Source organism: Providencia sp. LY12, assembly GCF_057621555.1.
This window is the reverse complement of the sequence record NZ_CM172594.1, coordinates 3,634,862-3,647,469: the sequence shown is the minus strand read 5'-3', so window position 1 is coordinate 3,647,469 and position 12,608 is coordinate 3,634,862. Positions and strand designations below refer to the sequence as shown.

At 42.7% G+C, this 12,608-nt stretch carries 12 protein-coding genes; 8 read left to right on the top strand and 4 right to left on the bottom strand.

The features are described 5' to 3' along the window. Positions 1-47 precede the first annotated feature (47 nt). Positions 48-1,442: a Do family serine endopeptidase gene (locus ACY3ZI_RS17330; RefSeq protein ID WP_487377557.1), complete on the bottom strand. Its 1,395-nt coding sequence runs from the start codon at positions 1,440-1,442 to the stop codon at positions 48-50. A 321-nt stretch (positions 1,443-1,763) separates the two neighbouring features. After that, positions 1,764-2,162, bottom strand: coding sequence for a Z-ring associated protein ZapG (zapG, locus tag ACY3ZI_RS17325; protein ID WP_036956122.1), 399 nt, complete (start codon positions 2,160-2,162; stop codon positions 1,764-1,766). 249 nt (positions 2,163-2,411) lie between these two features. On the opposite strand from zapG, the gene zapE reads away from it, so the two are divergent. From zapE to sspB, 5 genes are all read left to right on the top strand, one after another. Beyond that, the gene (gene zapE, locus ACY3ZI_RS17320; RefSeq protein WP_211887363.1) at positions 2,412-3,542 is read left to right on the top strand and encodes a cell division protein ZapE; all 1,131 of its coding nucleotides are present in this window, start codon (positions 2,412-2,414) and stop codon (positions 3,540-3,542) included. 315 nt (positions 3,543-3,857) lie between these two features. Then, the gene (rplM, locus tag ACY3ZI_RS17315) at positions 3,858-4,286 is read left to right on the top strand and encodes a 50S ribosomal protein L13 (RefSeq protein WP_006659112.1); all 429 of its coding nucleotides are present in this window, start codon (positions 3,858-3,860) and stop codon (positions 4,284-4,286) included. 14 nt (positions 4,287-4,300) lie between these two features. Continuing rightward, positions 4,301-4,693: a 30S ribosomal protein S9 gene (rpsI, locus tag ACY3ZI_RS17310; protein WP_004258235.1), complete on the top strand. Its 393-nt coding sequence runs from the start codon at positions 4,301-4,303 to the stop codon at positions 4,691-4,693. 501 nt (positions 4,694-5,194) lie between these two features. Next, entirely contained in the window at positions 5,195-5,836 is a 642-nt protein-coding gene (sspA, locus tag ACY3ZI_RS17305) for a stringent starvation protein SspA (protein ID WP_036956125.1), read from the top strand. 5 nt (positions 5,837-5,841) lie between these two features. Then, positions 5,842-6,336 (top strand): ClpXP protease specificity-enhancing factor, encoded by a 495-nt coding sequence (sspB, locus tag ACY3ZI_RS17300; RefSeq protein ID WP_442959108.1) that lies wholly within the window; start codon positions 5,842-5,844, stop codon positions 6,334-6,336. 65 nt (positions 6,337-6,401) lie between these two features. On the opposite strand, the gene ACY3ZI_RS17295 is transcribed toward sspB, so the two are convergent. Beyond that, positions 6,402-7,778, bottom strand: a complete 1,377-nt coding sequence (locus tag ACY3ZI_RS17295) for an FAD-dependent oxidoreductase (protein ID WP_487375579.1) — start codon at positions 7,776-7,778, stop codon at positions 6,402-6,404. A 225-nt stretch (positions 7,779-8,003) separates the two neighbouring features. Here ACY3ZI_RS17295 and arcB point away from each other — a divergent pair, with 225 nt between their 5' ends. The 3 genes from arcB to mtgA all read left to right on the top strand — a co-directional run bounded on the left by arcB (position 8,004) and on the right by mtgA (position 11,961). Beyond that, positions 8,004-10,349 (top strand): aerobic respiration two-component sensor histidine kinase ArcB, encoded by a 2,346-nt coding sequence (arcB, locus tag ACY3ZI_RS17290; RefSeq protein WP_211887365.1) that lies wholly within the window; start codon positions 8,004-8,006, stop codon positions 10,347-10,349. A gap of 230 nt (positions 10,350-10,579) precedes the next feature. Next, positions 10,580-11,230 carry an isoprenoid biosynthesis glyoxalase ElbB gene (gene elbB, locus ACY3ZI_RS17285; RefSeq protein ID WP_036956130.1) on the top strand — a complete coding sequence of 217 codons (651 nt, stop codon included), beginning with the start codon at positions 10,580-10,582 and terminating at the stop codon, positions 11,228-11,230. Positions 11,231-11,238: 8 nt separating this feature from the next. After that, positions 11,239-11,961, top strand: coding sequence for a monofunctional biosynthetic peptidoglycan transglycosylase (mtgA, locus tag ACY3ZI_RS17280; RefSeq protein ID WP_211887366.1), 723 nt, complete (start codon positions 11,239-11,241; stop codon positions 11,959-11,961). Positions 11,962-12,024: 63 nt separating this feature from the next. Here mtgA and dolP read toward each other — a convergent pair whose 3' ends face one another. After that, a complete protein-coding gene (dolP, locus tag ACY3ZI_RS17275; protein WP_036956134.1) occupies positions 12,025-12,600 on the bottom strand; it encodes a division/outer membrane stress-associated lipid-binding lipoprotein in 576 nt (191 codons plus the stop codon). Between the last annotated feature and the right edge of the window lie 8 nt (positions 12,601-12,608).

Below are 12,608 nucleotides of genomic sequence, written 5' to 3'. Positions count from 1 at the left end.
GTGATACTGTACCCGTTTTATTGATTTATGTGCGGTAACTTAATGAATTAGTTTTTCATTAATAAGTAGAGCGTTTCACCACCACGCAGCACTTTCATCGCTAATACTGGCGGTTTGCTATCGATGATTATGCGGAATTGGTCGATACTTTCTACGCGAGTGTCATTCACGCCAAAGATAAGGTCGCCTTTCGCTAAACCAACTGCTGCGGCCGGAGACTTAGGTGCTACGCTGTCAACTTGTACCCCTTTGGTATTGCTGACAACCGCATTGGAAATGGTGGCGCCTAATAAGGATTCACTCAGTTTTTCCGCGTTGGTCGCTGAACCTTCATCGCTTTCTAGTACCACTTTCACTTCCATTGGTTTGCCTGAACGGATCAGACCAAGGGTGATTTCTTTGCCTAACTGGCTGGTACCAATTTTTGCTCTTAATTCAGCGAAGCTATTGATACGTTTACCATCAACGGAGACTAAAACGTCACCCGATTTAATGCCTGCTTTTGCCGCTGATGATTTTGGAATCACTTCACTGACGAAAGCGCCACGCTGAGCATCGATATTGAAGGCTTTAGCGATATCAGAGTTCATCTCTGTACCTTTAATACCTAAAATTCCGCGTTTAACTTCACCGTGTTTAATCAGCTGCTCACTCAGGCTTTTCGCCATGTTGCTCGGGATAGCAAAGCCGATGCCAATATTTCCGCCACCCGGTGCTAAAATTGCAGTGTTAATCCCAATCAGCTCACCGTTTAAGTTAACCAGTGCACCACCAGAGTTACCACGGTTGATTGAGGCATCGGTCTGGATAAAGTTTTCTAAGCCTTCCAGATTTAATCCACTACGACCTAACGCAGAGATAATCCCGGATGTGGCAGTTTGTCCTAAACCGAATGGGTTACCAACAGCGACGGCAAAATCACCAACACGCAGTTTATCGGAGTCCGCAATAGAAACCGCGGTGAGGTTTTTGATATCTTTTGCATTGCTGATTTTTAACAGTGCAATGTCAGTTTGTGGATCTTTACCAATCAGTTTAACGTCAATTTCACGACCGTCATTGAGCTGAATTTGGATTTTGTCGGCACCATCAATAACGTGATTATTGGTTAAAACATAACCTTGTGTCGCATCGATGATGACACCAGAACCTAAACCTTCAAATGGGCGCACGCTTTGTTGTTGTGAAGGTGCATTTGGACCAAAAAAGAATTTCAGTTCTTCAGGAATCTGTTGATTTTGTACACGGGTGCCTGAAACATGGATATTCACGACGGCAGGCAGCACTTTTTCCAGCATAGGCGCTAAACTCGGCATGTTTTGGCTTTGTGCGGTTGCCGGTAATGTGGCCGGTAAAGCGGCGCTGCTGATTGCTGGGATCGTGGACAGGGTTAAACCTAAACTCATTGCGACTGCTGTCAGAAAGAAATTTTTTCTTTTCATCATTCCGTAGATTCTCTCAATAGAAAATATCAGCTCATATGAATGGTACCTATAAACGGTACACTAAGGTCATATGGGCGGAGGTATTTTGGGGTCTCAAATAATATTTTACTGATGACTATGACCACGGATTATGCGGAAAAGTTCCCTATGCGGATAGTACTTATCCACAATTTTACATCCATTTACATGATGTTTAGGTGAAACGCTAACTTCTATACAGTAGCTAAACTAACTATAAGATTTTATTCGGAATTGGAATGATACAGTGAGGGAAATAACACCACCAGTAACGGGCGCTACTGGTGGCATAATCAAAAATTACTTCTCTTTTTCATCGAGAGGGCGGAACAGCCCTGAAGCACCTTCAGAGTAATCTCTCGGTGGCATTTTAACCGGTGCTTGGTCATTATCGGCTTCAGATTCAGTTAAACGATAATGGAATGGGTTATCTTGCATATCCGGCATTAACTCGGAAGAGCTTTGCGCCATATGTTGATACAGTTGGCGATAGTCGCGTGCCATTTTATCCAATAACTCTGCGCTGCGAGCAAAATGGCTAACGAGTTCTTTACGATACTCTTCCAACTCAGTGCTTTTTTTGTCTAATTCAGCTTGTGCTGTTTTTTGTTGACGAAGTTTTGGATTGCCATAACGCACAACCAATGCGCCGATGATAAAGCCAACAACTAATCCTATTAGTGCATACTCCCAAGTCATGCTAACTCCTTCGTTTACTTCAATCAAAATTCACAGAAAATGGTCGCCAAAATTTAGCTCGATTACCCTAACTATACCTGCTAATAGCAAATCTGTTAATGCTAAAGAGTGGAATAATAAAGCGAAATTCCTTACTCTATGCCGAATAGTTAATCGAAAGTTAAATGCTAACAGAATCTGGTTATAATAAAGGCAGTGTATATCATATAACGGTAAAAAAAACCGAAAATTTTAAGGATCACTGAGTTGATGTCACCGATGACCCCTACCATGCGTTACCAACAAGCTCTTGAGCAAGGCAATTACCAGCCGGATGACGTACAAAAACAAGCCGTAGAGCGATTAGACAAGATTTATCAGCAACTTTGCAGCGCTACGCCTTGCTTCCCAAATGAAAAACCAAACGGTCTAAAACAGCGCTTTGGGCGCTTGTTAGGGAAATCATCCACAAAAACCTGTGAGCCAGTTCAGGGGTTATATATGTGGGGGGGCGTAGGTCGCGGTAAAACATGGTTGATGGACATGTTCTACGACAGTTTACCGGGAGAACGCAAATTGCGTTTACACTTTCATCGCTTTATGAAGAAAGTGCAGGAAGACTTAATGGCGCTACAAGGACAGGAAAATCCGCTCGACATTATTGCTGATGAATTTAAAAAACAGACGGATGTTTTGTGTTTCGATGAGTTTTTTGTCTCGGACATTACCGATGCGATGATTTTAGGAACCTTATTAGAAGGGCTCTTTGCGCGAGGCATCACGTTAGTCGCGACATCCAATATCATCCCTGACAACCTTTATCGCAACGGTTTGCAACGCGCTCGCTTTTTGCCAGCCATCGAACAGATAAAAAAATATTGTGACGTAATGAATGTGGATGCGGGGATTGACTATCGCTTGCGTACGCTGACTCAAGCGCATCTATTTTTATCGCCAATAAACGAACAAAATCGCCATCATTTAGATGAGGTGTTTGTAAAACTGGCAGGTAAAGAAGGCCAGCAAAATCCGGTATTAGAAGTTAATCATAGGAAAATGCAGGCAATTCGCTCCGCGGAAGGAGTATTGGCAATCAGCTTTAAGGTTTTATGTGAAGAGCCTCGCAGCCAAAACGACTATATCTACCTCTCAAATTGTTATCATACGGTATTGCTTTATGACGTTCCCGTGATGGGGATGAAAGATGAAAATCCTGCCAGACGTTTTCTCGCGCTTATTGATGAATTCTATGAACGTAAGGTAAAATTGATGATCAATGCACAGGTGCCGATGGATTCACTTTATCAAGGGCAACTTTTGGCGTTTGAATATCAGCGCTGCCTTTCTCGCTTGCAAGAAATGCAAAGTGAAGAATATTTGAAAATCCCGCATTTATCATAGAAGCCAAAGAGGAAATGGGTCTCAAGGACGCCATTTTCTCTCGGGATTTATGCGTGCTTTTTGAATAGGTGGCACTAATTATTTATTTGAACGTAAAAAAAATGCATTTGGGGTCGATTTTTGTTGCTGACTTCTCTATAATCTTGCGACCCCACGTTACGGCGTTGTTTTTTATTTCCCAAAAAATAACGCATTAATGCCAGCTAGGCTGCTCGAAGGGGTGGGTTTGCTGGACAATGAGTCGCGTGAACCTCGCTATATTTTACGAACATGAGTGTTCACACAACGTGTAACTTCAATATTGGGTAAGTTTTAATGAAAACTTTTACAGCTAAACCAGAGACCGTAAAACGCGACTGGTATGTTGTTGATGCAGATGGCAAAACTTTAGGCCGTCTTGCAACTGAAATTGCTAGCCGTCTGCGCGGTAAGCATAAAGCGGAATATACTCCGCACGTGGATACTGGTGATTACATCATCGTTCTGAATGCAGAAAAAATTGCTGTTACCGGCAAAAAACGCGAAGACAAAATCTACTATCGCCACACTGGCCATATTGGTGGAATCAAGCAAGCAACTTTCGAAGAGATGATTGCTCGTAGTCCTGAGCGTGTGCTTGAAATCGCGGTTAAAGGCATGTTGCCAAAAGGACCTCTGGGTCGTGCAATGTACCGTAAACTGAAAGTTTACGCAGGTAATGAGCACAACCATGCGGCACAACAACCGCAAGTTCTTGACATTTAATCGGGATTATAGCAATGGCTGAAAATCAATACTACGGCACTGGTCGCCGCAAAAGCTCATCTGCTCGTGTCTTTATTAAGCCGGGTAGCGGTAACATCACAATCAATCAACGTACACTGGAACAATACTTTGGTCGCGAAACTGCGCGCATGGTAGTTCGTCAGCCGTTAGAACTGGTTGAAATGTTAGAAAAACTGGACCTGTACATCACTGTTAAAGGTGGTGGTATCTCTGGTCAGGCAGGCGCAATCCGTCACGGTATTACACGTGCACTGATGGCTTATGACGAGACTCTTCGTTCTGATCTGCGTAAAGCTGGTTTCGTTACCCGTGATGCGCGTTCTGTTGAACGTAAGAAAGTGGGTCTGCGTAAAGCACGTCGTCGTCCACAGTTCTCCAAACGTTAATTTATTGCCTTCTGGGCATAAAATTGATGAAAAAGCCCGTCTTTATGGCGGGTTTTTTATTGCCTAAAATAAATCAAATATTGAGCCAGTCTTATTTAATTAAAATAAAGACAGACAGAAGACATTATTTTATTATTCCACTCTATTTTTGTGTCATATCTCAAATGCAGTAAAAATATAACCCATCAAGAATGGAGTTGACTTTAAGGTTTTAATGTTTGTTTATTCAAAATTTAAGGCTAATAACACTGATTTTTGTGAATTTATTCCTCTCTAATAAAATTAACCGATGATTTTCTCTAGGTTAGCCCCCTAAGCTGTACAAAATCTGTTAGACTATGTCCCAGTTTTTTATTTGATTATTTCTCGCTTTCATGAAGCGAGAGGGTTGTGCTGACTTTCAAAATGGATCTTGAAGGTTAAGTACATGGGATTTTAAAAATGAAAATAATGAATTAATCCTTATTTAAGGATCATTATTTTTATCATTTGGAGGTTTTAATGGCTGTTGCTCCTAATAAACGTTCGGTAATGACACTGTTTTCAGGCCCAACTGATATTTTTAGCCATCAAGTACGTATTGTGCTTGCTGAAAAAGGTGTTAGCGTTGAGATTGAACATGTCGAACCTGGTCATATGCCTCAAGACCTTATTGATCTTAACCCATATCAAAGCGTTCCAACGCTAGTGGATCGTGACCTGACTTTGTATGATCCAGATATCATTATGGAATACCTCGATGAGCGTTTTCCTCATCCACCGTTAATGCCTGTTTACCCAGTGGCTCGTGGTACTAGCCGTCAGCTGATGCATCGTATTCGCAGAGACTGGTACTCATTGATGGCTAAAATCGAGAAGGGCACAGCACAAGAAGCAGATGCAGCTCGTCGCCAATTAGCGGAAGAACTGATTGCAGTTTCACCTGTACTGGCGGAAATGCCATTCTTTATGAGTGATGAATTCAGCTTAGTTGATTGCTATTTAGCACCGCTATTATGGCGCTTACCTGTTTTAGGTATCGAATTAAAGCCTGCAATCAGCAAACATTTACAGATGTACATGCAGCGTGTATTTGAGCGCGATGCATTTTTAGCATCATTAACTGAATTAGAGCGTGAAATGCGCCTGTCAGCACGAGGCTAAGTCGGATGATGGAAATGGCACCAATGACACCACGTCGCCCTTATCTGCTGCGCGCCCACTATGAGTGGTTGCTGGATAACGATATGACTCCGCATTTGGTGGTTGATGTCACTCTTCCCATGGTGAATGTTCCAATGGAATTTGCGCGTGATGGGCAAATTGTTTTAAATGTTGCCCCGCGTGCAGTGGGCAACTTTGAAATTACCAATGAAGAAGTGCGGTTTAATGCGCGATTCGGCGGTGTACCTCGTCAGGTATATGTTCCAATGGCGGCTATCATGGCGGTATATGCACGTGAAAATGGCGCTGGTATGATGTTTGAACCTGAAGCGGCTTATGATGAGCACTTTGATGGGGAAGGCAACACGACTGATGAAGCACTGTCTGACAACATCGTATTGGTTCATGATGAAGCCTCTCAAACTGAAGAACCTTCATCCCCAGACGATGAACCACCAAGACCACCGAAAGGTCGTCCAGCGTTACGGGTTGTGAAATAAGCACAAATCGTGGCAGCTAAGACTGATATAGTAAATGCTAAAAAGAGGAAGAAATTCCTCTTTTTTTATACCTGAAGAAAACTCATTATCCCTTCTGCGGCTCCACGCCCTTCGGCAATCGCTGTTACCACCAAATCAGAACCGTGCACCACATCTCCCCCTGCAAAAATTTTAGAGTGCGAAGTCTGGTAAGCATAAGGATGATGGCTAGGTGCCACTATTCTACCGTTCGTATCGCGCTGTATGGCTTGTGCGCTAATCCACGGCATATCATCAGATTCAAAACCAAATGCAATAATGACCACATCAGCAGGGTGTGTAATATCTTCCGATTTTGTGGAATTCGATAATGTGCTGGCGAAATGGACACCAATAACTTGCCCCTCAGCATCGGTGTTAATCCCAATGGGTTGTAAGTGAAAATGGAACTGTACGCCTTCTTCTTGAGCGTGCAAGACTTCTCGCGGTGTTGCAGGTATTTCCGAAGCGCCTCGGCGGTAGATACAACTGACTTTGCTTGCGTCTTGGCGGATAGCGCTGCGGACACAATCCATCGCGGTATCTCCTGCTCCCAACACGGTTACATTCTTATTTGCCAGTGACACGTAAGGATATCGGGGATCGTCAGAATAGCCTAATAAGTGACGTGCATTGCCCACTAGATAAGGAAGTGCTTGATAAACGCCTATGGCGTCTTCGTTGGGGAGATTGCCTGAAACGGGATGATGGGTGCCGGTTCCAATAAAAATCGCATCAAACTCATTGAGTAACGTTTCTAACGGGATATGTAGCCCAATCTCGGTATTAAGTTTAAAGATAATCCCCATTTCTTCAAAAATACGTCGTCGGTGCTGCATTATCTGCTTTTCTAACTTAAATGCGGGTATACCAAAAGTGAGTAACCCACCGATTTCAGGATGTTTATCAAACACCGTTGCTTGAACGCCGTGACGAGCCAGTACATCGGCACAGGAAAGACCTGCGGGACCCGCGCCGATAATCGCGACCCGCTTACCTGTATCCCTAACATGGGAAAGGTCAGGGCGCCAACCTTGCTCAAACGCAGTATCGGTAATATAGCGCTCCAAATGCCCAATCGTGACGGAACCAAAAGTTTCATTCAGGACACAGGCGGCTTCACACAATTGTTCCTGTGGGCAAATTCGACCGCAAATTTCAGGCAAGCTGTTGGTGTGATGACAAAGCTCTGCAGCCTCAAGAATTCGACCTTCTCCAGCCAGCTTTAACCAATTTGGGATAGGGTTATGGAGTGGGCATTTCCACTCACAATAGGGGCTGCCGCAAGACAAGCAACGCTGGGCTTGATGCTGAGCTTCAATGTTGCTGATTGGCTGGTAAATTTCCACAAACTCAATTTTGCGGATCGTCAGCGCTTTTTTACGAGGTTCAAGACGGGGCGAACCCATATTTGAAGAGGACATAGGCACCTTTCCAGCCAAATTCTTTTACGGGAATGATATAAATTAAAGTTTACTTTGATAGCATTGATATAAATAGTGATTATCGTAATAAAGTTACTAATACACGGGTGAATATCCCATTGTGACCGACGATTTAATGAGCAGGATCGATATTTCGTATGAAACCCCATCCGAAACAGCCCTGTTTGATATATGATTCAGTGAGAATTTAACTAAGGGGTGGTTATGAAAGTACTTCGCGGTCTTGCACAATACTATGTTGACCTGATGATGAAGCTAGGCTTAGTGCGTTTCTCTTTGCTTCTCGCGTCAGCATTAGTTGTGCTCGCCATGATAATGCAAATGGCGGTAGCGATTTTTCTTCGGGGACAAGTCGATAGCCTCGATATGGTCGGCTCCATTTTCTTTGGCTTAATTATTACGCCATTAGCAGTTTATTTTCTTTCGGTGGTGGTAGAGCAATTAGAAGAGTCTCGCCAGCGTTTAACGCGCATGGTTGATAAGCTCGAAGTGATGCGAAAGCGTGATGCGGAACTGAATACTCAGCTTCAAGGCAATATTGAGCAACTTAACTTAGAAATTTTAGAGCGTGAAAAAGCCGAAAGCGCCCATCTTGAGTTGTTAGAGCAACTCAAACAAGAAATGAAATACCGCGAACAGACTCAAATTGAGTTCGAACAGCAATCTGTTTTACTGCGTTCGTTCCTCGATGCTTCCCCTGATCTTGTCTATTATCGCAATGAAAACAATGAATTTTCTGGCTGTAACCGTGCGATGGAGCTGCTCACCGGTAAGAGTGAAAAACAGCTAGTCGGTTTAACGCCACTGGACATTTATGATGAAGAAATTGCCGCCAAAGTGATGGAAACGGATGAGAAAGTTTTCAGACACAATGTGGCATTAACCTATGAACAGTGGCTAGTTTACCCTGATGGGCGAAAAGCCTGTTTTGAGCTGCGAAAAGTGCCATTTTATGACCGCGTAGGGAAGCGCCACGGGCTAATGGGGTTTGGGCGTGATATTACCGAGCGTAAGCGCTATCAGGAGGCGTTAGAGAATGCCAGTAGAGAGAAGACTACCTTTATCTCTACTATCAGCCACGAGCTTCGTACGCCGCTTAATGGCATTGTGGGGCTTAGCCGTATTTTACTAGATACCAAGCTGACCAAAGAACAATCGAGCTATTTAAAAACCATTCACGTCAGTGCCGTCACTTTAGGCAACATTTTTAATGATGTGATTGAAATGGACAAAATCGAGCGCCGCAAAGTCCAATTGGATAACCAACCTGTGACATTGCCCGAATTTGTGAACGATTTAGAAAACCTGAGCGGGTTACTTGTTCAGCCGAAAGGCCTGAAATTTGTCATGGATGTCGCTCACGGTTTACCGAAAACCATTTTGACGGACGGTACGCGTTTACGCCAAATCCTGTGGAACTTAATCGGTAATGCGGTGAAATTCACGCAGAAAGGCGAAGTGAAACTGAGTATCTGGCGTGAAGCGGATGACAAGCTATTTTTCCAAGTCAAAGATAGCGGCATCGGTATTCCGAAAGACGAATTAGATAAAATCTTTGCGATGTATTATCAAGTCCGTGATTCCGCAGGTGGACGTCCTGCAACAGGAACGGGGATTGGGCTTTCTGTATCCCGTAGGTTAGCACAAAGTATGGGCGGTGATATTCGTGTTGAAAGCGATATTGGACAAGGTTCAACATTTACATTGTCGATTATTGCCCCTGAAGTAGAGGCTGAAATCGAAGAGCAGCAACAGCACGACGATGATTATCCATTACCGGCGCTCCATATCTTACTAGTGGAAGATATTGAACTAAATGTGGTTGTGGCGTGTTCTGTGCTAGAAAACCTTGGCAACACGGTTGATGTCGCAATGACAGGTAAAGACGCGCTAGAGATGTTCGCACCTGGAGAATATGACTTAGTTCTACTGGATATCCAACTTCCTGACATGACAGGGTTAGATATCTCTAAACAGCTTAAACAACAGTATGATAAGGATGATTTACCACCATTAATCGCCCTGACCGCGAATGTCCTCAAAGATAAGAAAGAGTACTTTGATGCGGGAATGGACGGTGTTCTGAGCAAACCATTATCGGTTCCTGCGCTCACTCAAGTGATTGAGCAATTTTGGGGCGAGAATGCATCTTCAAATGACAAGCATGAGGAGCAAGTGGATATGGCAGAAGTTGATGAATCAATTTTAGATTGTGAAATGTTAGAGCAATACATTGAATTAGTTGGGCCAAAACTGATTTATGACGGTTTAGAGGTATTTGAAAAAATGCTACCGGGCTATTTAGCGATCCTCGATTCCAACATGGTGGCTAAAGATCAGAAGGGAATTGTTGAGGAAGCTCACAAAATTAAAGGCGCTGCGGGTTCAGTAGGACTGAAAAATTTACAGAAACTCGCTCAGCAGATTCAATCCCCTGAATTACCAGCATGGTGGGACAATGTGCAAGAGTGGGTTGATGAGTTAAAACAGGATTGGAAATCAGATATAGAAACATTAAGAAACTGGGTGGATGGCCGCACAAAAAAATAACCCCAACCTAAGTTGGGGTGCGCGAATACTGCGCCAACACCAGGGAAATCATTGATTCGCTTATAATTTTTATCTTAGGCGAATCATTAAAATGCATTTGTCACGACTCAGACGTTATCAAGATACCAAAATTTATCGAACCTGTTACAAGATTCATTAAAATCTGTGATGAAGATTGATGTTTGTCTGCTTTCGCTCTGGGGAGTAATTTACTACAAAAGGACGAAGATATGAAATCAATTGCGGTAATTTTAAGTGGCTGTGGTGTTTTTGATGGAAGCGAGATCCATGAATCAGTATTAACTATGCTTGCTTTAAGTAAAAATAATGCAGAAGTTCACTTTTATGCGCCAGATGATTATCAAGCTACTGTAATTAATCATGTTAATGGCGGATTAAAAACAGAAAAACGTAACCAAATGGAAGAGTCTGCACGTATTTCTCGTGGGAAAATAGCGCCTTTGTCATCAGCAGATGCCTCTAAGCTAGATGCCCTTATAATTCCTGGTGGTTTTGGTGTGGCAAAAAATTTATGTGATTTTGCGGTGAAGGGAAGCGAATGTGAAATTAATAAACAACTATTAAGTTTAGTACAGGCAATGCACCAACAGAAAAAGCCGCTAGGGCTGATGTGTATTGCTCCTGTCATGCTACCGAAGATGTTAAATACATCAGTGAAATTGACGATTGGTAATGATACTGAAACGATTGCCCAAATTGAAAAGATGGGTGGACAGCATGTTGTTTGTACGGTTGATAACATTGTGGTTGATGAATATAACAAAGTTGTTACAACACCTGCTTATATGCTGGCTCAATCCATTGCTGAGGCAAATATAGGTATCAATAAGCTGGTTGAGAAAGTATTAGAAATGGCGTAATTAACTCAATGCAAAAGTTTGTTTCTCGCTTGTGGTATTGGTTAAAGAAGATCACACTTTCATTACTTGCCCTCTGGCTAGTATCTGTTGTGATCTTCAAATTTATCCCTGTCCCCTTTTCTGCGGTGATGGTCGAAAGGCAGCTTTCTGCATGGTTAAACTTTAATTTTTCTTATGTTTCTCATTCGACTTGGGTGAGTGAAAAACAGATTTCTCCCTATCTTTATCTCGCTGTCATTGCTTCTGAAGATCAAAATTTTCCTCATCATTGGGGATTTGATCTTGATGCAATTGAGAGAGCATATAAACATAATTCGAGTAATAAACAGACAGTTAGGGGGGCTTCAACAATCTCTCAACAAACAGTGAAAAACTTATGGTTATGGGATGGACGAAGCTGGATAAGAAAAGGCCTTGAAACAGCAATGACACCAGTTATGGAGTTAATGTGGTCAAAAACCCGGATCATTACTGTTTATCTTAATATTGCGGAGTTTGGGGAAGGGGTTTTTGGTGTTGAAGAGGCGGCAAATAAATACTTCAATAAGCCTGCTAGCAAGCTTTCTCGGCAGGAAGCTGCACTTTTAGCAGCTGTTTTACCTAATCCTCACCGGTTCCATGTAAAAAATCCATCTTCATATGTTTTGAAAAGACAAGCATGGATACTTAATCAGATGAGCTTATTAGGAGATAGGAATTATCTGAAAAATAACGATATAGGTGAGGAATAAGAAAAAAGCCATGAATTTGACTTCATGGCTTGGCTCTTTGTAACAATAGGTTACTAATTATAATCAATTGAGATAAGTAAATGCCGTCGTTACACGACGAACGCCATCCGTTTCACTCGCAATTTTTGCTGCTGCAGCACCTTCTTGCTGAGTGAGTACACCTAATAAGAAGACTTCACCATTCTCAGTGATGACTTTAACGCTGCCTGATTTCACTTCGTCACTGGCTAAAATCTTAGATTTTACTTTGGTGGTTAACCAAGTGTCTTTTGACGCGGTACCTAAATCAACGGGCTGACCTTGTCGAACCTCGTTATACACTTTTTCTGTACCATCAACGTTACTGGCGATTTGTTTGGCTTTATCTGCCCATGACATGTCGGGAGATTGTCCAGTTAACAAGACATTACCTTTATACGCCGTTGCAATAATACGGGCTTTGCTGGTGATATCTTTATCTTTGTTAAGTTGACCACTGACTCGGGCTTCTAATGTGCCATCATCAACTTGCTGACCAACAGAACGAGGGTCTGTAGCGCTTTTGGTAGCTACTGCGGCAGTACCCACAACGGCAGCACCAATACAACCTTGTAAAAGAACCGCGCTAAACACTATGGCAAAAATCGGAAGTAATCGCATTTTGTCTC